General features: G+C 70.9%; 16 protein-coding genes. 9 read left to right on the plus strand and 7 right to left on the minus strand.

Annotated elements, in window-relative coordinates:
• Positions 1 to 104 precede the first annotated feature (104 nt).
• From ABZO31_RS33800 to ABZO31_RS33810, 3 genes are read right to left on the minus strand one after another with little or no spacing between them, the layout of a single operon-like run.
• On the minus strand, positions 105 to 2420 hold the full coding sequence (locus tag ABZO31_RS33800) for an ABC transporter permease (RefSeq protein ID WP_406865182.1): 2316 nt from the start codon (positions 2418 to 2420) through the stop codon (positions 105 to 107).
• 3 nt (positions 2421 to 2423) lie between these two features.
• Positions 2424 to 3179 carry an ABC transporter ATP-binding protein gene (locus tag ABZO31_RS33805; protein ID WP_406865183.1) on the minus strand — a complete coding sequence of 252 codons (756 nt, stop codon included), beginning with the start codon at positions 3177 to 3179 and terminating at the stop codon, positions 2424 to 2426.
• A complete protein-coding gene (locus tag ABZO31_RS33810) occupies positions 3176 to 3691 on the minus strand; it encodes a PadR family transcriptional regulator (protein WP_361862974.1) in 516 nt (171 codons plus the stop codon). The genes ABZO31_RS33805 and ABZO31_RS33810 overlap by 4 nt, the downstream gene beginning before the upstream one ends.
• A 123-nt stretch (positions 3692 to 3814) precedes the next feature.
• On the opposite strand from ABZO31_RS33810, the gene ABZO31_RS33815 reads away from it, so the two are divergent.
• The 5 genes from ABZO31_RS33815 to ABZO31_RS33835 all read left to right on the plus strand — a co-directional run bounded on the left by ABZO31_RS33815 (position 3815) and on the right by ABZO31_RS33835 (position 10571).
• Positions 3815 to 5089 (plus strand): ABC transporter substrate-binding protein, encoded by a 1275-nt coding sequence (locus ABZO31_RS33815; protein WP_406865184.1) that lies wholly within the window; start codon positions 3815 to 3817, stop codon positions 5087 to 5089.
• 227 nt (positions 5090 to 5316) lie between these two features.
• Positions 5317 to 7020, plus strand: coding sequence for a glycoside hydrolase family 13 protein (locus ABZO31_RS33820; protein ID WP_406865185.1), 1704 nt, complete (start codon positions 5317 to 5319; stop codon positions 7018 to 7020).
• On the plus strand, positions 7017 to 8336 hold the full coding sequence (locus ABZO31_RS33825) for an ABC transporter substrate-binding protein (RefSeq protein WP_406865186.1): 1320 nt from the start codon (positions 7017 to 7019) through the stop codon (positions 8334 to 8336). Before ABZO31_RS33820 ends, ABZO31_RS33825 begins: the two co-directional genes overlap by 4 nt.
• Before the next feature lie 10 nt (positions 8337 to 8346).
• The gene (locus tag ABZO31_RS33830) at positions 8347 to 9711 is read left to right on the plus strand and encodes an ABC transporter permease subunit (protein ID WP_406865187.1); all 1365 of its coding nucleotides are present in this window, start codon (positions 8347 to 8349) and stop codon (positions 9709 to 9711) included.
• Positions 9708 to 10571: a carbohydrate ABC transporter permease gene (locus tag ABZO31_RS33835; RefSeq protein ID WP_406865188.1), complete on the plus strand. Its 864-nt coding sequence runs from the start codon at positions 9708 to 9710 to the stop codon at positions 10569 to 10571. The genes ABZO31_RS33830 and ABZO31_RS33835 overlap by 4 nt, the downstream gene beginning before the upstream one ends.
• 366 nt (positions 10572 to 10937) lie before the next feature.
• On the opposite strand, the gene ABZO31_RS33840 is transcribed toward ABZO31_RS33835, so the two are convergent.
• Entirely contained in the window at positions 10938 to 11609 is a 672-nt protein-coding gene (locus ABZO31_RS33840; RefSeq protein ID WP_406865189.1) for a response regulator, read from the minus strand.
• Positions 11606 to 12799 (minus strand): sensor histidine kinase, encoded by a 1194-nt coding sequence (locus ABZO31_RS33845; RefSeq protein ID WP_406865190.1) that lies wholly within the window; start codon positions 12797 to 12799, stop codon positions 11606 to 11608. Before ABZO31_RS33845 ends, ABZO31_RS33840 begins: the two co-directional genes overlap by 4 nt.
• A gap of 133 nt (positions 12800 to 12932) precedes the next feature.
• On the opposite strand from ABZO31_RS33845, the gene ABZO31_RS33850 reads away from it, so the two are divergent.
• Both ABZO31_RS33850 and ABZO31_RS33855 read left to right on the plus strand, forming a co-directional pair.
• On the plus strand, positions 12933 to 13844 hold the full coding sequence (locus tag ABZO31_RS33850; protein WP_406865191.1) for an ABC transporter ATP-binding protein: 912 nt from the start codon (positions 12933 to 12935) through the stop codon (positions 13842 to 13844).
• A complete protein-coding gene (locus ABZO31_RS33855) occupies positions 13841 to 14722 on the plus strand; it encodes an ABC transporter permease subunit (RefSeq protein WP_406865193.1) in 882 nt (293 codons plus the stop codon). The genes ABZO31_RS33850 and ABZO31_RS33855 overlap by 4 nt, the downstream gene beginning before the upstream one ends.
• Before the next feature lie 225 nt (positions 14723 to 14947).
• On the opposite strand, the gene ABZO31_RS33860 is transcribed toward ABZO31_RS33855, so the two are convergent.
• Entirely contained in the window at positions 14948 to 15121 is a 174-nt protein-coding gene (locus ABZO31_RS33860) for a hypothetical protein (protein ID WP_406865580.1), read from the minus strand.
• Between the two features lie 208 nt (positions 15122 to 15329).
• Here ABZO31_RS33860 and ABZO31_RS33865 point away from each other — a divergent pair, with 208 nt between their 5' ends.
• On the plus strand, positions 15330 to 17759 hold the full coding sequence (locus ABZO31_RS33865) for a hypothetical protein (protein ID WP_406865195.1): 2430 nt from the start codon (positions 15330 to 15332) through the stop codon (positions 17757 to 17759).
• 959 nt (positions 17760 to 18718) lie between these two features.
• On the opposite strand, the gene ABZO31_RS33870 is transcribed toward ABZO31_RS33865, so the two are convergent.
• Entirely contained in the window at positions 18719 to 19321 is a 603-nt protein-coding gene (locus ABZO31_RS33870; protein WP_406865197.1) for a TetR/AcrR family transcriptional regulator, read from the minus strand.
• Positions 19322 to 19427: 106 nt separating this feature from the next.
• On the opposite strand from ABZO31_RS33870, the gene ABZO31_RS33875 reads away from it, so the two are divergent.
• Positions 19428 to 20285 (plus strand): haloalkane dehalogenase, encoded by an 858-nt coding sequence (locus ABZO31_RS33875; protein ID WP_406865198.1) that lies wholly within the window; start codon positions 19428 to 19430, stop codon positions 20283 to 20285.
• The last annotated feature ends 52 nt before the right edge of the window (positions 20286 to 20337 follow it).

The raw sequence follows: 20337 nt of genomic DNA on the forward strand, positions 1-20337 counted from the left end.
GAGTCCGACGTGGTTCGTTCGCCGCCGGTGAGCGGAACAGGCCCCGCAGCGGAGCCCGTTCGCGCGGCGGCGCGGCGGCCCCGGCCGCCGGCCACCGCAGAAGGTCAGGCGACCGAGCTCAGGGTGTCCGCGAGGCGGCGGCGCGCCGCCCGGGCCGCGGGGAGGACTGCCAGGGCGATCGCGCCGAGGACGGCGGCGGCGCTCATGGCCGCGATGTACCCGACCGGAGGGGCCTGGGCGATGCCGGACCCGATGCCGGTCGTGCGGGCCTCGTGGTCGATCAGCCAGTGGGCGAAGGGAACGCCCAGGGCCGTCGCGGCGAGGGCCGCGGCGAGCGCGGTGCAACCGATGGCCGTCACCGTGACGGCGGTGATCTGGCGCGGTGAGAAGCCGATGGCCTTCAGGGCCAGCAGGTCGCGTTCGCCGTCGCGGATACTGCCGCCGATCGCCGTGGACAGTTCGGTCAGGCCGATCAGGGCGAGCACGGTGATCAGGCCGACCACGACGCCCCGCAGGGCGGAGAGCCTGTCGGCGGGGGTGGTGACCTCGTGGATGTCGAGGTGGCCCTTGGAGGCGTGGGTGAGTTCGGCACGGACGGTGCTGGGGTCGGCGCCGGGCTCGAGACGGAGCTGGTAGAGGGTGGGGCTCAGGGCGGGGTCGTTCTCGCGCAGGGTGTCGAGCGAGGTGGAGACGACCCGGCCGCCGTTCTCCGGTTCGATGCTGCGGCCGACGAGGTGAAGAACCTGCGGGTGGCCGCCGACGGTGACGCGGATCCAGTCTCCGACGCGTACGTCCAGCAGGTCGAGCAGGCCCTGGCCGGCCACGGCCTCATCGGGGCCGGCCAGGGCGCGGCCCTCGGCGATCGTGTACGGGTAGGGCTCGTCGCGGGTGCCGAGGCCGCGCAGCGCGATGGTGCCGGTCTGACCGGGGACCAGGGCGGCGACCTCCAGGCCGGGGTGCGCGGCAGTGACCTTGTCGTTCGCCTCGAGCAGCGCGGAGGCCCGGCGGTCGGTGAGTGTCACGTCGGGGCGGGCGGTGAGCGCGGCGGCGTGGCCGAGCTGCTCGGGGCGGCTGTCGAAGCGTTCGATGGTGGTCCAGGCGCTGAGCGCCACGGTGACCAGCAGCAGGGGCAGTGCGAGGCGGAAAATGGTGGCCGGGGCGCGTCGGCCTCGGCCGAAGGCCTGGTGCCAACCGAGGACCAGGGCGGCCGGTACGCGCAGCGCGAGCGCGCCGAGGGCGGCCCTGGACAGTCCTGCGCGCGGCGACGTCCGGCGGGGCCCCGAGCCGGGGGCCGTGGTGGCGGGGACGACGGGCACCGGGTCCACGCGTCCGGCCCGCCACGCGGCGAGGCAGGTTGCCGCACCGATGAACAGCACCGCGGCGACCGGCACCGCGAGGAGCTCCGCCATGTGCCCCGGAAGCCCCTGCCAGACGCCGACGGCGTCGCCGAGCCGGCCGGGCAGACGCCTGCCGAGCGTCTGGACGACCGCCGTGGCGAGGGTCGCCCCGAGCACGGCGAAGGCGACGTGCTGGACGAGGAAGACACACACGACCTGGCCGGGTGTGAAGCCGATGGCCTTGAGTACGGAGATGTCCCGCAGATGGCCGCGCACCCGGGTGCTGATGGCACCGAACACCGCGAGGGCGGCGGCGAGCAGCGCGCCGATTCCGAAGAGGCCGAGGACCTGGCCGAGCAGCTTGGTGTCGCTCTGCGCCTCGGCGCGGGACTGCTGCCAGGTGGAGACGTCGGTCACGGCGCCGGCGCCGAGCGCGGTGACGGCGCGCTGGACGGTGTAGTCGGTGTCGTCGGGGTCGGTCAGGCGCAGTCCGACGACCTTGCCTCCGCCGCGGGTGTCCGGCACCGCGCGCGGCAGGGCCCAGACGATGCCGGGCCGTTCACCGGGGCGGTAGCGGGGCTCTGCGCTGTCGGCGACGCCGAGGACGGTCAGGGTACGGCCGGCCGGCAGGGTCAGGCGGTCGCCTGGCTCGGCCCACAGGGCGCGGGCGAGGCCTGATTCCAGGACGACGCCGTCGGGGACGGTGTCGTCGAGCCATCGGCCCGAGGTGAGCAGAGGCCGGCCGGTGGCCGGGGGCTCGGCGCCGGTGGCGCGCAGTTCCACTCCCGCTCGGGCGCCGCGGGAGGCCACGGTGCCGGCCGCGGTGCGGTAGGGGCCGGAGAGCTGCTCGACGCCGTCCAGGGCGGCGAGGGAGCCGGCGTCGGCGCCGGGGCCGGTGTGGATCCACACGTGAGCGCCGCGCGACTGCGTGAAGACACGCTGCCAGGGGTTGGTGGCGTAGCCGAAGAGCGCCGTGGCCAGCAGCAGCGAGGCGACGATTCCGGCGGTGGCGGCGACCATGAAGAGCGCCTCGCCCCGGTGGGTGCGCAGATCGGCGTGCGCCCAGCGCAGCATGGCCCGCACGGGTCAGTCCTTCAGTTCCAGTACGCCGGTGAGGCCGTTGCCGCGCGGCGGAGTGCCGGCCAGTTCGGCGTCGTCGGCTATCCGGCCGTCGAAGAAGCTGATCACCCGGTCCGCGGCGCTGGCGAGCCGTGCGTCGTGGGTGACGAGCACGATGGTCTGGCCGCGCTGGTGGAAGCCGGCGAGCTGCCGCATCACCTCGCGGGTGCCCTTGCTGTCGAGGCTGCCGGCGGGTTCGTCGGCGAGGAGCAGTCGTGGCTGGTTGACCAGGGCGCGGGCGAGTGCGACGCGCTGCTGTTCGCCGCCGGAGAGTTCGCCGGGCATGCTGCGGGCCTTGCTCTCGAGGCCCAGCTCGGTGAGGAGCTTCTCGCGTTCGGCGCGGGCCTGCTTGGCCGCAGCGCCGGCCAGCAGGGCAGGCAGTTCGACGTTGTCGGCGACCGTGAGGTTGGAGACGAGGTTGAAGAACTGGAAGACGATGCCGATACGGCGGCGCCGCTCAAGCGCCCAGCGCGCCTCGGTCCAGCCGTCGGTTGTCTCGCCGTCGAGCCGTAGCGAGCCGCTGTCGGGTCGCTGGAGGCCGCCGAGCAGGTGCAGCAGAGTGGACTTGCCGGCGCCTGAGGGCCCGGTGACGGCGACGAACTCGCCACGCTGCACGGTCAGGTCGACGCCGCGTACGGCGTGGGCCGGTGCGCCCTCGCCGTGGTGGGTCTTGACGATGCCCTCGGCGTGCAGCAGCGGCACGGGTATGGCGGAGTCCGTCATTGCAGCTCCTCCAGCTCCTCCTGGCAGCGCTCCAACCAGTCGAGGTCGGCCTGGAGGTGCAGCATGGCGCCCTCGATCAGCAGGTGGGCGATGCGATTGTCCCGGTTCTCGGTGGCGGCCAGCTTGGACAGGTTGCGCATGGTGGTGAGGTACTCGCGTCGCTGCTTGTTGATGAGGGCGATCTGGTCGGCGAGACCGGTGCGCGGGGCGAGAGCGAGCTTCATGAAGAACTCGTCCCGGACCCTCGGTTCGTCCGCCGTCTCGTCGAACCAGGCGCGCAGTGCTTCCTGCCCGGCGTCGGTGAGGCGGTAGATCTTCTTGTTGGGGCGGCTCTCCTGGGCGATCTCCTCACCCTCGATCAGCCCGGACTTCTCCAGCCGGCCGAGCGTGACGTAGATCTGGCCGACGTTGGTGGGAGGGTACGCGGCCCCCAGCAGTTGCTCAAGGTCCTGCTTGAGCTCGTACCCGTGGGCGGGGCCTCTGGCCAGGAGAGCGAGAAGAGGAAGGCGCACCCTTGCTGTCCTCCCTCGGCATGCTCCCGGTGTGATGTGGGCTCTAGTATCGCCCATGCCTAACGGGTATACATGCCCTGTCGTCGGACGAAGGTGTACGGCGCGGTGCTCCGGGAGGAACCTATGCGGTGGATGCGGGCCGCGGGTAGGGGTCTCCTGGCCGTTGCCGTCGTACTGACGGGTTACATGGCCTCGGGCGTCCCGTCACCGGGTGTGGAGGGCGCGGGCGGGCGCGGCCCCATGACGCTGGCCACGGCCGGTGATCTCACCGGCTATCTCGGCCCGGTCCTGGACGGCTGGAACCGCGCGCACCCGGCGGAGCAGGTCACCCTCGTCGAGCTGCCGGATTCGGCCGACGAGACCCGGGCCCAGATGATCACGGATCTGAGGTCGGGCGGGGGCAGATTCGATCTGCTCAACATCGATGTGGCGTGGACGTCGGAGTTCGCTGCGGCGGGGTGGATCGCGCCGCTGGAGCGCGGCCGGTTCCCGTTGGAGAGCTTCCTGCAGCCGGTGGTGAACACCGCGACGTACGACGGACGGCTGTACGCCGTCCCGTACGTGACGAACGCCGGGATGCTCTTCTACCGCAGGGACGTGCTCGACCGCGAGGGGCTGCGCCCGCCGCGGACCTGGGCGGAGCTGGAGCGGCAGTCCCGCACCGTCGCCCCGCGGTACGGCCTGGACGGGTACGCAGGCCAGTTCCTGCCGTACGAGGGGCTGACCGTCAACGCCGCCGAGGCGGTGTACTCGGCCGGCGGGACGATCCTCGGCGACGAGGGCCAGCGGGTCACGGTCGACTCGACGGCGGCCCGCGAGGGGCTGGCCTTCCTCGCCCGCGGTGTGCGGGACGGCTGGATACCGGAGGAAGCGCTCACGTACAAGGAGGAGGAGTCCCGGCGGGCGTTCCAGGACGGTCGGCTGCTCTTCCTGCGCAACTGGCCGTACGCGTACGCCGGGGCGTCCGGGGCCCGGTCAAAGGTCGCGGGGAAGTTCGGCGCGGTGCCGCTGCCGGGCCCCGACGGGCCGGGGGCCAGTGTGCTGGGCGGTTCCAACCTGGCCGTGAGCAGCCACGCCCGGCACCCCGAGTCGGCGCGCGACCTGATCGCGTACCTCACGAGCGAGGGGGTGCAGCGCCGCGTCCTGAGCGAGGGCGCCCTTCCGCCGGTGCGCGCCGCGCTGTACGAAGATCCGGCGCTGGTGGCGCGTTTCCCGTATCTGCCCGCGCTGCGGACCAGCGTGCTCGCGGCCGCGCCGCGCCCCAAGAGCCCCCACTACGAGCAGGTGAGCCTCGCCGTGCAGGCCGTGGCGCACGACGCGATGGCGCAGCACCAGACGCCCGAGGCGGCGGTGCGCCGCCTCGCGGCGGAACTCGCGGCCATCGCCCGTCGCCGCTGACTGCTTCGTCTCCGCTCCTTCACGAGCATCCTACTTACCTGTTAGGTATCCATCCAGGCGAAGCCGTGCAGTCTTTGAGCTGCACAAAACGGGACATTAGCCCCTAAGTCGCTCCGATTTTCGGCAGCTTCGTTGACATCATCTCGACACTCCTACCTAACATGCATGCATAACGGCTACCCGCTCTGGGTGGCACGCACCCCTTCACGCAGAAAACAGGTCAACGGGTGACGCCCACAGCCCCAAGCCGCCGCCTCTGGTGGCGCAACGCGGTGATCTACCAGGTGTACGTCCGCAGCTTCCTGGACAGCACCGGCGACGGGATCGGCGACCTCGCCGGTGTCCGGGCCGGCCTGCCCTACCTCAAAAAGCTCGGGATCGACGGCATCTGGCTGAGCCCCTTCTACCCGTCACCGCAGCACGACCACGGCTACGACGTCGCCGACTACTGCGACGTGGACCCCGTCTACGGCGACCTCGCCGAGTTCGGCCTACTGGTCGCCGACGCCCACCGGCTGGGCATCAAGGTGCTGCTGGACATCGTCCCCAACCACTGCTCCAGCGAGCACGCCTGGTTCCGCGAAGCCCTGGCGGCCGGCCCCGGCAGCGCGGCCCGCGCCCGCTTCCACTTCGCCGAGGGCCGCGGCCCCCACGGCGACCTGCCGCCCAACAACTGGCACGCCATGTTCGGCGGCCCGGCCTGGAGCCGGGTCACCGACCCGGGCTCACCGTCCGAGGACGGGGAGCCCGCGGGCGAAGCGCAGCGCAGCGGCACCCCCGGCCAGTGGTACCTGCACATGTTCACCCCCGACCAGCCGGACCTGAACTGGCGCAACCCCGAAGTCGGCACCCACTTCGACCACGTCCTGCGCTTCTGGCTGGACCGCGGCGTCGACGGCTTCCGCATCGACGTCGCGGCCGGGCTGTTCAAGCACCCCGACCTGCCGGACTCCCCCGACCCGGAGGCGGACGCCCGCACCCGCGACTCGGTCAACCCGCTCGCCTGGAACCAGCCCGAGGTGCACGACGTGTGGCGCCACTGGCGGTCGGTGTGCGAGGAGTACACGGCCCGGGACGGCCGGGAGCGGCTGCTGGTCGGCGAGGTGTCGGTGCCGACCGCCCGCGAGCACGCCGAGTACGTCCGCCCGGACGAGCTGCACCAGGCGTTCTTCTTCGACCTGCTGGGCGCGCCCTGGGACGCCGACGCCTTCCGGAAGGCGATCGACGAGGCGATGCGCGACATCGCCGGCACCGGCTCCTCCGTGACCTGGGTACTCAACAACCACGACCAGGTGCGCACGGTGACCCGGTACGGCGAGTCCGGCACCGAGGGCAGCGGGCTCGGGGCCGCACGGGCACGTGCCGCCGCCCTGCTGATGCTGGCCCTGCCCGGCGCCGCGTACATCTACCAGGGCGAGGAGCTGGGCCTGCCGGAGGTCGTGGACCTGCCGGACGAGGTGCTCACCGACCCGATCTTCCGGCGCACCGGCAGCCGGGCCCGGATCCGCGACGGCTGCCGCGTGCCGCTGCCGTGGTCGGGACACGCCTCCCCGTTCGGCTTCAGCACCGGGGCGGAGAGCGCCAAGCCCTGGCTGCCGCAGCCCGGCTGGTTCGCCGCACACGCCACCGACCGGGCGCTGGCCGACACCCGCTCGTTCTGGCACCTGTACCGCGAGGGCCTGCAGCTGCGGCACGGACTGCCGCAGCTGGGCGAAGGCACCTTGCGCTGGCTCGACGCGCCGCCCGGCGTGCTGGCCTTCCTGCGCGGCGACGGACTCGTCTGCGCCGTCAATTTCGGCACCGCTCCGGTGCCCGCCCCGGTCTCCGGCGCCCCGCTGCTGTCCAGCGGACCGTGCCCGGCCGGCGTACTGCCCGGGTCCACCGCCGCCTGGTGGATCAGTGACGACACCACCCTGGAGGGACTGCGATGACCATGCGACGGATGACGATGGCCTGCTGCTCCGTGCTCACCCTGGCCATCGGCGCCACCGCCTGCGGCGGCGGCCCGGTGAGCACCGGCGGCGGCAAGGAGCTGTCCGGCCAGACCCTCGATGTTGCGGGCGTCTGGTCGGGCGCCGAACAGAAGAACTTCCAGAAGGTGCTGGACGCCTTCACCGAGAAGACCGGTGCCAAGACCCGGTTCCTGTCCACCGGCGACAACGTCTCCACCGTCGTGGGCAGCAAGATCGAGGGCGGCAACGCCCCCGACGTGGTGATGGTCCCCCAGGTCGGAGTCCTCCAGCAGTTCGCCCGGCAGAACTGGCTCAAGCCGCTGTCGGAGACCGCGAAGAAGTCCGTCGACGCCAACTACGCACCGGTGTGGAAGAACTACGGCTCCGTCGACGGCACCCTGTACGGCCTGTACTTCAAGGCCGCCCACAAGTCGACCGTCTGGTACAGCCCCGAGGCGCTGGACCAGGCAGGTGTGAAGCCGCCCAAGACCTACGAGGAGATGCTCAAGAGCGGGCAGGCGATATCGGACTCGGGCCTCCCGGCCTTCGCGGTGGCCGGCGAGGACGGCTGGACGCTCACCGACTGGTTCGAGAACGTCTACCTCTCCCAGGCCGGCCCCGAGAAGTACGATCAGCTCGCCAAGCACCGGATCAAGTGGACCGACCCGACCGTGGTGAAGGCGTTGACCACCCTCGGCACCCTCTTCTCCGACAAGAAGCTGATCGCGGGCGGCCAGAAGGGCGCACTGGGCACCGACTTCCCCGGCTCCGTGGAGAAGGTCTTCGGCCCGAAGCCCGAGGCCGGGATGGTGTACGAGGGCGACTTCGTCGCCGGCATCGCGAAGGACCAGTTCGGCAAGACCATCGGCGAGGACGCCACCTTCTTCCCCTTCCCGGCGGTCACGGGCGGCAAGGCACCGGTCGTCAGCGGCGGTGACGCGGCCGTCGTCCTGAAGGACGGCAGGAACCAGAAGGCCGCGACGGCGTTCCTCGAGTACCTCGCGACGCCTGAGGCCGCGGCCGTGTGGGCCGGGGCGGGCGGCTTCCTGTCGCCCAACAAGAAGCTCGACCTCGCGTCGTACGGCGACGACACCCTGCGCGAAACCGCCAAGTCGCTGATCGACGCCGGGGATTCGGTGCGCTTCGACATGTCCGACCAGGCTCCGGCGGCGTTCGGCGGCACCAAGGGCGCGGGCGAGTGGAAGATCCTCCAGGACTTCCTGCGCGACCCGTCGAACCCGACCGCCACAGCCGCGGCGCTGGAGGGCGCGGCGGCCAAGGCGTACGGGAACTGAGGCGGCCGACATGACCACATCCCTCGCTCATCCGCCACCCCGGGCCGACGTCACGAGGAACGGCCGGCGGGACGGCGGCCCGCGCGACCGTGCCCGTCGCCGCCGGCGGATCACAGCCCTCGCCTTCGTACTGCCGGCGCTCGTGCTGCTCGGCGCACTGGTCGTCTACCCGGTGCTGTTCTCCGTGGGCCGCAGCTTCTTCGACGCCTCCGGCTCCCGGTTCGTCGGCGCGGACAACTACGCGGAGATGTTCCGCGACCCGACCACCCTGACCGCCCTCCGCAACAGCGCCGTCTGGGTCGTCGTCGCACCGACGCTGCTCACCGGGCTGGGGCTGATCCTCGCGGTACTGGTGGAGAAGGTCCGCTGGGCCACCGCCTTCAAGCTCCTGCTGTTCATGCCGATGGCCGTCTCGTTCCTCGCGGCGGGCATCATCTTCCGCCTCGCCTACGAGGAGGACCCGGACAAGGGCGTGCTGAACGCTGCGGTGGTCGGCGCGCACGAGGTCTTCCAGGACTCCTCGTCGTACCCGACGGCCCGGGCCCGCGAGGGACAGGGGCTCGACAAACGGCCGGACGGCTCGTACGAGACGGCCGCCGCGGTCTCCCCAGGACAGAGCGTCGCCCTCGGCCTCGTCGGCGTACCCCCCAAGGAACTGCCCGCCGACGCGCGGCCGGCCGTCGCCGAGAAGGCAGGCCCGAAGGACGTGTCAGGCGCCGTCCACCTGGACTTCACGCCCGGAGGTGGGGGCCGGCCGGGCGTGATCGACGCCGCGGAGCAGGGACTCCCCGGAATGACGGTGGAGGCGGTACGCGACGGTAAGACGGTCGCCACCGCGACCACGGCGGCCGACGGATCGTTCCGCTTCACCGGCCTCCAGGCCGGCGCCTACACGCTCCGGCTGCCCGCGGAGAACTTCGCACCCCCGTACGAGGGCGTCTCCTGGCTCGGCCGCGCCCTGGTCACGCCCGCGATCATCGGCGCGTACCTGTGGATCTGGACGGGCTTCGCGATGGTGCTCATCGGCGCCGGGCTGGCCTCCCTGCCGCGCGACACGCTCGAGGCGGCTCGGATGGACGGGGCGAACGAGTGGCAGGTGTTCCGCCGGATCACCGTCCCGCTCCTCGCGCCCGTGCTGACCGTCGTCTTCGTGACGCTGGTGATCAATGTGATGAAGGTCTTCGACCTGATCTACATCATCGCGCCGGGACCCGTGCAGGAGGACGCCACCGTGCTGGCCACCCAGATGTGGCTGGTGTCCTTCGGCGGCGGCAACGACCAGGGGCTCGGCAGTGCGCTCGGCGTGCTGCTCCTGTTGCTGGTGATTCCCGCGATGGTGTTCAACGTCCGCCGCTTCCGCAGGAGTCAGTCATGAGTGCGACCGCGACGATGCCGGGCGGCCGGCTGCGCCGCTGGCTGGGCAACGGCCTGGTCCAGGCGTTCCTGGCCGTGGTCGGCCTGATCTGGGTGACCCCGGTCGCCGGGCTGCTGCTGTCCTCGCTGCGCTCGGCGAGCGACAACGCGGCGAGCGGCTGGTGGACGGCGTTGACCGCCCCCGGACAGCTGTCCCTGGACAACTACACCGCCTTGCTGGGCAACGCGGGCATCACCCGGGCCTTCTGGAACACGGTACTGATCTCGGTGCCGACGACGGTCCTGGTCGTGGTCGTCGCGGCGCTCGCCGGATACGCTTTTGCCTGGCTGGAGTTCCCGGGCCGGGACTGGATCTTCCTGGGCGTGGTGGCGCTCCTCGTGGTGCCGGTGCAGGTGGGTCTGCTGCCGGTGGCGAAGCTGTTCGGGCAGCTGGGGCTGTTCGGCACCGTCCCGGGTGTGGTGCTCTTCCACGTCGCCTACGGACTGCCGTTCGCCGTGTTCCTGCTGCGTAACTACTTCGCCGACATCCCGCGCGAGATGCTGGAGGCGGCGCGGATGGACGGGGGCGGCGAATGGCGGATCTTCACGAGGCTGGTACTGCCGGTGGGCCGCCCGGCGATCGCCAGCCTGGCGATCTTCCAGTTCCTGTGGGTGTGGAACGACATGCTGGTGGCACTGCTCTTCGCCGACAGCTCCTCGCATCCCCTCACGGTGGAACTGCAGTCGCAGATAAGGCAGTTCGGCAGCAACATCGACGTGCTCGCGCCGGGTGCCTTTCTCTCCCTGGTCGTCCCGGTGGTGGTCTTCTTCGCCTTTCAGCGCCACTTCGTGCAGGGGGTGATGGCCGGCTCGGTGAAGTGACGGGGACTGTCCCTCGGGGGGCAGGGTGACCTCGAATCGGTCGGATCCGGGAGCACCGTCAGGGCGCCGGGGGTGACGCGTCCGGCGATGTCGTCCCGCAGGCCTGCCCGGTCCACCTGGCCGCACGGTTCACGAGCCGCGCTCGCCCTGGGCGAGCGCGGCTCGTGCGCCGCCGGCGACCAAGTCGGGTTCCAGAAGCCTTTCTGACTGACCTTCAGATACCCGACCGTCTTTCCGACACCGCCCTCGACTGGATCACCGATCTGCCGGACACCGGCGTCAAAGGCCCTCGAGGCCTGCGCCCGAACAGCATCACCGGGCCGCCCCGGCACTGCAGTGAACGAAGCCGGCAGCACGTGCGCTTGCTCAGCGCGATGGCGATACCAGGCCCAGTTCATAGGCGATGATGACCAGTTGGACCCGGTCACGGGCGGCCAGCTTGGTGAACAGCCGCCCCACGTGGGCTTTGGCCGTGGCCGGACTGATGAAGAGCCGGCCGGCGATCTCGTCGTTGGACAGGCCGCGTCCGACGAGGGTGAGTACCTCGCGTTCCCGGTCGGTGATGCCTTCGATCGCCCCGCGCCGGGGCGCGGCCGTGGGTTCGGGGCGTGCGGCGAACTCCTCGATGAGGCGGCGGGTCACGCGCGGCGCGATCAGGGCCTCGCCGACGGCGACCACGCGGATCGCGGTGAGGATGTCGTCCAGGTCCATGTCCTTGACGAGGAATCCGCTCGCGCCGGCGCGCAGCGCGCCGTAGACGTACTCGTCGTCGTCGAAGGTGGTGAGGACGAGGACCCGTGCCGTGTTCGGGCCGGCGGTGATCAGCCGGGTCGCCTCGATGCCGTCCATGCCGGGCATGCGGATGTCCATCACGACCACATCGGGCCGGACGTCCTGGACGAGCCGGACCGCTTCGGCGCCCGTGCCGGCTTCTCCCAGGATCTCGAGATCCGGGCTGTCCGCGATGAGCACGCGCAGCCCGGCACGCACCAGCGGCTGGTCATCGACGAGCACGACGCGGACGCGGTCAGGAGTCATCGCGTCTCCGCCTGCACGGGCAGTCGCGCCGCCACGCGGAAGCCGCCCTCGGGACGAGGTCCGGCCGTGAATTGACCGTGCAGCAGGAAGGCCCGCTCGCGCATGCCGGTGAGGCCGTAACCGATGCCCGCAGATGCGGGTCCCTGACCGTCGTCGGTGATCTCGATGGAGAGTTCGTCCTCCTGATAGTCGATGACCACCCGGCACTCGTGTGTGTCCGCGTGGCGAACCACGTTGGTAAGGCCCTCCTGGATGATGCGGAAGGCGGACAGTTCGATGTCCATGGGGAGCGGGCGCCGTTCTCCTCGCCACTCCACGTCGACCACCACGCCGCCGTTCCGTGTGGTCGCGACCAGCCGGTCGACGTCCGTCATGCCCGGCGCGGGGGCCAACGGCGCCTCTTCCGGCTCGGCCTTGCGGAGAGATCCCAGCATGCGCCGCAGCCCGGCCAGCGTGTCCCGGCTGGTGGTCTCGATGACGGCCAGCGCGTTGCGGGCCTCGGCCGGCTGGGTCTCGATGACCCGGCGACCCGTGCCGGCCTGGATGGCGATGATGCCGATGCTGTGGGCGACCATGTCGTGCAACTCGCGGGCGATCCGCAGCCGCTCGACGGCGACTGCTTGCTCTGCGGCCTGGACCCGCACCGTTTCGGCGTGCGCGCGGCGCTCTTGGACGAGATAGCCGGTCAACCAGGCAAGGGCGAGCATCAGAACGAGGAACACGATGGATGAGACGAAGGCGTCTCGCCCGTTCCGGTAGTGGCCGGCGGCGGCGGTCTGCTCGGCGAGCGTCAGCGCTGCAGCGGCGAGCGCGGTCCGGCGCGTCCGGGTGGCAGCGATCCAGGCGACGGCGAGATCGGTCAGCAGAGCCTGCAGGGAGCCGATCTGCCATGCCTGCCCTGGCGCCATGAAGGGGAACGCCGAGGCCAGCTTCGACGCCGCTGTCAGAGTTGCTGCGAACGAGCCGGCGAGCATCAGCGTCAGGGCCGCAAAAGGTCGACGCAGAAGCAGAGGAACGGCCAGAACCGAGAGTACGGCCGGCAGGAGGAGCCGCACACCCGTGGGTTCACGCTCGTTGAGCACCGCGACGTACAGCAGGATCGGATAGGCGAGGCCCCCGCACCAGGCCAGGGCCCGTGCCCCAGCAGGCCGCAAGCGCCAGGAGAGGGAGGCGGGGGGTGAGACGCTCATGCCGCGATCATAGGTACGGACCGGGGCCGGGGCATCGGCCTCGGGGCGTACGCCCCGAGGCTACAAGCGGATCCTGGGAGTGTGGCCCGCGGGCCGATGCCGTGCGGGCCCGGCCCACGGCACCGTGGGCCGGGTGATCGAAGCCCACGAACTGACGAAGCGATACGGCGCCACCACCGCCGTCGACCGCCTGACCTTCACCGTCCGGCCCGGCCACGTCACCGGGTTCCTCGGCCCCAACGGCGCCGGCAAGTCCACCACGCTGCGGATGATCCTCGGCCTGAACGACCCCAGCAGCGGCACCGTCACCGTCGACGGGCAGCCGTTCCGGAGACGCCCACGAGGTCTGCGGCACGTCGGGGCCCTGCTCGACGCCCATGACGTGCACGGGGGACGCAGCGCACGGGCGCATCTGTCGGCACTGGCGCACAGCAACGGGCTGCCTCGGCGCCGGGTGGACGAGGTCCTGGAGGAGGTGGGACTGACTACCGCTGCCCGGCGCCGCATCGGGGGGTTCTCGCTGGGGATGAAGCAACGGCTCGGCATCGCCGCCGCGCTGCTCGGTGACCCGCCCGTCCTGCTGTTCGACGAGCCGCTCAACGGGCTGGACCCGGAGGGCGTGCTGTGGGTTCGCGGCCTGTTCCATCGGCTGGCCGCCGAGGGCCGTACCGTGCTGGTCTCCAGCCATCTCATGCGCGAGATGGAGCACACCGCCCAGCAGCTGATCGTCATCGGCCGGGGCGAGCTGATCGCCGCGGAGAGCCTGGCGGAGTTCGCGGCCCGCGGCAGCCGGCTGAGCGTGACCGTCCGAACGCCCGAGGTCGCCCGGCTGACGTCCGTCCTCACCGACGAGGGGGCGGCCGTCCACGGCGAGGCCGACGGGTCGTGCACGGTGACCGGCATGGGCGCGGATCGTATCGGCGAGCTCGCGTTCCACAGCCGTGTCCTGCTGCACGAACTCGCCCCTCGCTCCGCCTCCCTGGAAGAGGCGTTCATGGGACTCACCGCCGACAGCGTCGAATACAGCGCAGGAGATGCACGATGACCGCACGGACAGTCGCCGAGCCCAGGACGTACGTGACCGCCCTCGCCTCACCCGACCGGTTCCACCACCTCCTCATCGCCGAGTGGATCAAACTGTGGTCGCTGCGTTCCACCTACTGGGTCCTCGGAATCGGCCCCCTGGCCGTCATCGGGATCAACGTGAACTCCGCTCTGTCGAATGCCGACCGGCTGGCGCATCAGCCCGAACTGCCGCCTGCCCCACCGCCAGGGCTTCCCGAGCGGCCGCAGTTGCTGTTCGATCCCCTGGCGTCCGCCTTCGTCGATCCGGCCTGGCAGCTCCTCATGGTCATCGCCGGCAGTGTCGGCGCCCTCGCTGTCTTCGGCGAGTACACCAGCGGACTGATCCGCACCACCTTCGCGGCCGTACCCGCACGCCGTGCGGTGACGACAGCCAAGCTGACCGTCATGGCGGCTGTCATGCTCGTCCTCGGCACGGTCACGGCCGGGACCTCGTTCGGCGCCACCCAGGTGATCCTGCAGGATCACCACGGCATGTCCATCGGCGACCCCGGCGCGCTGCGGGCCGTCGCCGCCTCCGCGCTGCTCGCGCCGCTGTGCGCCTTGGTCGGCATGGCGCTCGGCGCACTCATCCGCCACGCCGCGGGCACCGTCGTCGCTGTCGTCGGCGTGCTCCTGCTGCTGCCCACGCTGTTCATGGGCGAGACCTATCGGTGGGTCAAGGAGATCGGCAACGCGATGCCGCTCACCGCATGGCGAGCTCTCGTCCAGAACCCTGGACGGGGCTACAGCGTGGACAAGTACCCGGTGTCGGTCACCGAGGGGTGGATCGTCTTCGGGACATGGTCGCTCGTCGCGGCGGCCGTCGCCGTGGCCGTCGCGCACCGCCGCGACGTGTGAGCCGGACCGGGCGTTCTCCTCGCACCTGCTTCGTTGCCCGCAGCACGCGGCCGACCGCGTCCTGCTGGAAAAGGAGGACCAAACCGAGCGTCTCGCAGTGCTACAGGTCCGTTCGCCGTAGCTCTACCAGAGCTGGGCCGACGAAACGTCCAGTTGACAGGAAGCGTAGGCCCGGCAGACGCAGGGACTACGTTGCACCCCGGGGCGGAGACAGGAGTCCGGGGCCTACTCCTCGTCGGCGGCGGCGTTCTTGTCGCGCAGGGGACGCAGGCCACCGGGCCGGTCGGGGAGTTGGAAGGAGTACCGGCCGAGCGACCTGCTGGCTCTGGACCTGCCCGCTGGCTCCTGCAGCTCCGCCAGCGGCTCAGCAGCGCCGGCACGCCGGCCGAACCGACTCACCCGGCATCCGCCGCGACGTCGTCCAACGCGCCGACCACACCGAAGAACGCTCCTACGGCTCCGCGCAGACCGGCGGCTTCGACGCCCGAGCACTCTCCCGCCGCACCGACCGAGCCGGCGGCTCCTGTCGGTGTACGGACCTTTCTCCGGAACCGCCGGACAGCCGGGGGCGTCCTGCCTCGGGGCACTGATCGCGAGGGGGAGTGGCGTGGGCGCGGCGGCTTCTGGCGAGGAGTGCGCGGGCGGCGACGCCCGGGAGGAGCGGTTGGCGCGGTTTGCCGCAGAGGTCGACTGGTCGAAGGTGTTCGACCCCTACAGTGGCGGACGGTACGGACCTGAGGCGCTGGAACAGCTCTGGGCGTCGGAGTGGGCCACGGCCGACGACGCCCGGATGAATCTGCAGTACGCGTCCCGAGGGGATGGGACAACGCTGCTGACGGCCGCAGCCGAAGTGCTGCCGTTCTTCGTCGAAGCGGCCCTGGACCCGGTCGTGACGGTACGCAGGGAGCTCCTGGAGACGATCACAGCCATCGCCGTCACGGCCAACACCCATGCCGGCCGGGCTGCCACCGCGCGCCGGGACAGCACGTCCCACCCCGCCGTCGATCCCGCCTGGCCGCCTGTCTGGGAGCGGGCGGTGGAGTCGCTGCTGCCGCTGCTCTGCGACGAGGACGACGATATCCGGGCCGCCGTCCCCGCGGCGCTGGCGCAGGCCGCCCACCGGGCGGACGAATTCGTCGTCCTCTTCCAGGAGCGGTACGGGCGGGAGCCCTTCGAGCACGTGGCGGAACGACTCGTCCTGGGCATCGGAGAGCTGGCGTCTCACGCCGTAGGACGCCGGGAGGAGGCGATCGCCTGGCTCCGGCAGCGCCTGACCCCCGACGACAAGGATGAGGAGCCCGGCGTCGACGAGGATATCGAGGTGTGGTTGGCATGGCTGGATGCGCCCTGTCATGACGTGCGCCTGTCCGCCGTCGAGGCCCTGCGTCACGTTCTGCCCGGTCACCCCGACCCCGCCTACGCCGTCGCCACCGCCGACGTGCTGCTGAACTCTCCTTCGGGGGTGCGGAGGTCCTGGAGCGTGTCGGTCATCACCGAAGCCGACGCCCGGCTCGACGACGACCTGCCCGGACGTCTCGCCCTCGCGCACGCCCTGCTCCGACACGACAGTGCCGAGCAGCGCCGGGGCGGCCTTCTCGTCGCGGCGTCCCTGATGCGCCGATGGCGTTCCGCGGTCCCGGAACTCCTCCCTGTGGTCGCCGAGTTGGTCGACGATCCGCTGCCCGACAACCGGACCGACGCCCTGCGCGTCCTCGCCATGTGCGGCACCGCCGCACACCCGTGGGCCGACCGTGTCGCGGCCCACCTCACCGCGGAAGGCGAACCCCACGAGCCCGTGAGGAGACACGCCGTCCGCGCGCTGAGCCGCATGGACGACGCACGCTGCGTGGCACCGCTCGCCGAGCTCCTCACCACCCCGTCCCCCGGGTTCCTGAACCAGCCGAACCCTTGGTCCGGGCGCGACGGAAAGGCCGACCACGCCGACTTCCTCGACGTGCTCGCTCCCTTGACCACACACGCCGGGACACTCCTGGCCCCCCTGCTGACCCGGATCGAGAGGACGCCGGCCGTCGAGCGGGAAACGCTTTACATGGTCATCAGCCGCTGGCACCAGGCCGGTACCCCCCTCGTCCCACGACTGCTCGAACTCCTCGGCACCGACGTCCACCTGGTGACCGCCGCCCATGCCCTGCACCGGATCGGTCCCCGCGGGGTGGCCGCGAGCCGTCGTGAGCGGCTGCAGCAGGTACTCGGACCGCCGGCGTTCTGGCCGGATCCCGCAAAGATCGACCCCTTCGCGTTCCGTCACCTCACCGGAGACGACGAGCCCGTACTCGCCCTGCTTCGGTCCCCTGAGGAGAGCGGGTTCCCTGAACTGGGCGACGAGGCCCGGGAGAACGCGCGGATTCGTGCCTGTATCGCGCTGGGTCCGCTCGCCGCCGCGTCCGCGGAGTGGTTGCGCGAGATGTTCCGGGAAGCGTTGCGCGAGGAACCGGCGCCCTGGCGCGACGTACCGAAGGCCGTCACGCGATACGCACGCGCGCTCTGGCGGGTCACGGGAGATGCCGGGGAAGTCCTCCCCGCCCTGATGAAGTCGACCGAAGGCAGCGCGCAGCAGGGCTACAAGACGCCGGGCGGCGTCGAGCGGCTCCTCCTCCTCGCCGAGATCGCCGCCACCCACCCGCCTGCGACGGAACGGGCCGCGCGCCGGCTGCGCGCCACCGCCCGGGCCCGACTCGCCAAGAACAACCGCTTCGAGGCCATGGCACTCGCCCAGGGCCTGTGGACACTCACCTCGGACCCACGTCAGGTCACCGACCTCCTGGAGGAACTGCTCCGAACCTGCCCCCCGCCCGGCAAGGCCTCGCCGACGATCCTCGACCCTCTGGCCCTCCTCGCCGAGGTCGCCGCCACGGCCCCGCAGGCCGTCACGCCGGCGATCCCCGCCCTGCTTGCCCTCGTCGACACGGACGAACGCCCCGTCGACCACTGCACCTGGCACGCCGTCCGCGACGACGACAGGCTGCGCGCAACGGCCCAGACGATTCTGGATCTCGCTCGCAGAGGGACCGGCTGACGGGACGGTGCGTGCCCCCTCGACGTAGCCAAGCCTGTCGAGCGGCCTCCGCCAGACCGTCCCGGGCATGCCCGACGTATCAGCTCCGCCGAGAAGGGCGATCGCGTCGGTCCTGGCGTCGACGCTTCGGCCTTCGCGAGCGAACAGTGCACTGACGCTCGCCCGGTCGCTCCTCGTTCTGTTCAGCAGGTGCCGTTCGCGCAGCGCCCCGGACCGCAGTGAGGGTCGCCGGCCTGCTGCCGTGCGTGCCGCCGGCGCCTGCGACCTCCCCGCTCGGCTGTCGGGATCCGGCTGACTGCGACTGGGTGGCTCCCGGGGAGTGTCGAGGAGAGACATCTGAACGTGCGTGCCTTGAATGGGAGTTGATCCTTGCGAATTGCGACAAGATAGTTGAGCTATCCAAGTCGCGGCGAGAGAGCGGAGCCGTCGGCGTACCGGTCTCAGGGGTTCGCGCCGTCGCGCCCCGCGCGACTGCCGACTTCGGGGGAGTGCATGACGGCGCCGTGGCAGGTCAACGGGCAGGGCGGCGGTGGGGCGACCAGCCGGGCAGCACTCCCCACGCGCAGGGGCGTACGGATCGTTACCGGCCGCTCCGTGGCCGGGAGGCTCGGAGCAGGCAGGCCGACCGCCCTTCCCCGGCGGGCAGTTCGGCCCACCGGTACCACCGCCGCCTCCGCATCCGCCGATGCCCGGCGCTCCCGGCTCGGGAGCGCAGAGGACCAACGGCGACTCGTGCTGCTCGCAGTGGGGGTCCGGGCACCGGCGGCCTTGCGTCCGCGAAGGCCGATCCTCGTCCCTGGCCTTCGGTACAAGGACGCTCACCCGGTGACCTTCGGGGCCGGGTCGTGTCGGTTCGTCGCCAGGTACCGTTCGGTGGCACTCGCCCAGGATGCTGTGCGGGGATTGCCGGAGCAGGAAGGCGTTCTTCGACTTCGATCCGACGTTCGGAAGGACGTCTCCTAGGTCGAGGCGATGCCGTGGAGGTAGGCGGCAAGGATGGACTGCGGCGAGGCGGTCTCGTCGATGGCGGTCCGGTAGAACACCAGTGAGTCCGTGAGGGCGATCAGTTCGTCAACGTGTGCGTCCGAGCTGGGTAGTCCTGTTGCGTCGAGGGCGGACGCGGTCACCTGTCGGGCGAGGGTGTGGACCGCGGACTCTGCCGTCAGCTTGGCTCGAAGGTGTGGCGCGTCGTCGAGTTCAAGCAGGAGTGCGTATCGGGCTCTCATGTCGTCGCGACGGAGCGCGAGAGTCTCGACGAGTCCTGCGACCAGTGCGGCGAGCGCGTCGACGTCGAGCCGGCGTTTGGGCTCGAACGTGGTGTTCAGGGAGTCGGCGAGTTTCTCGGCGTCGGCCTGTGAACGGGCGGCGAGCGCGTCGATGATGAGTTCCACGAGCGCGAGCCGCGTCTTCGCGTGGTAGGAGGTCGATCCCTGCGGAATGCCCGCCTCGCGGTCGACGGCGCGATGCGTCAGAGCGCGGACTCCGTCGCGGGCGATGATGCGAATCCCGCTGTCGGCGATGGCCTTCCGCCGCTCACTGCCATTTGTCACAGATGAAGACACGGCCCGATGCTACAGGTGTAGAGTCTCCATCGCGGCGGCTCTACACCTGTAGTGGCAATCAGGGGGCAGGCCGACTGGACGCGACGCAGACCAGGAGGAGAGTGCGATGATCGACTTCGTTCCCGACCCGAGCCTGTACCCCTTCACATCACGTTGGTTCGACTCGTCCGCCGGTCGGGTGCATTACATCGATGAGGGCACCGGGCCGCCGATTGTGTTCTGCCATGGCTCTCCCACCTGGAGTTTCCTCTACCGGAACATCGTGAAGAGCCTTCGCGATCGGTATCGTTGCATCGCTGTCGACTACTTGGGCTTCGGCCTGTCCGAGCGCCCGGCGGGCTTCGACTACACGATTTCGGAGCATACGGCCGTCGTCGGAGAGCTGATCGACCATCTGCAGCTGGACGGTTTCGTCGTGATGGGGCAGGACTGGGGTGGCCCCATCGGGCTCGGCGCGGCGACCACGCGCGCATCCCGCGTCAAGGGGATCGTGCTGGGCAACACGGCGTACTGGCCGATCGAGCGGCTGGCGAATCGGGCGTTCAGCGTCATCATGAGCAGCCGTCCCATGCAACGGCGCATTCTTGAGCAGAACCTTCTCGTGGAACAGTTCCTGCTCGGCAGAACCGGTCCCACCCTGACCGCAGCCGAGGCCGACCACTACCGCATGGTGCAACCCACGAAGGAGGCCCGACGTGCCCTCATCGTCGCGCCCAGGGAGATTCGCGCCGCACGCCCGCTGTTGGAGAAACTCGCGCGAGACGTCCCTGCCTGCCTCGGTGACAAACCGGCTCTGGCGGTATGGGGCATGCGGGACATGGTGTTCCGGCCGAAAGTATGCATCCCACGGATTCGCTCCTCATTCACTGAACTCGACGTCGTCGAACTTGGCCAGGCGAAGCACTTCATCCAGGAGGATGCGCCCGATCAGATCGCGGCTGCGATCACCGAACGATTTCACTGAGCCGCCACGATCGAGCGCAGTGGCCGCTGCCGGCAGGCGACCGCTCAGCCGG

It is taken from the genome of Streptomyces solicamelliae, assembly GCF_045348655.1.
Classification (GTDB): Bacteria; Actinomycetota; Actinomycetes; order Streptomycetales; family Streptomycetaceae; genus Streptomyces; species Streptomyces solicamelliae.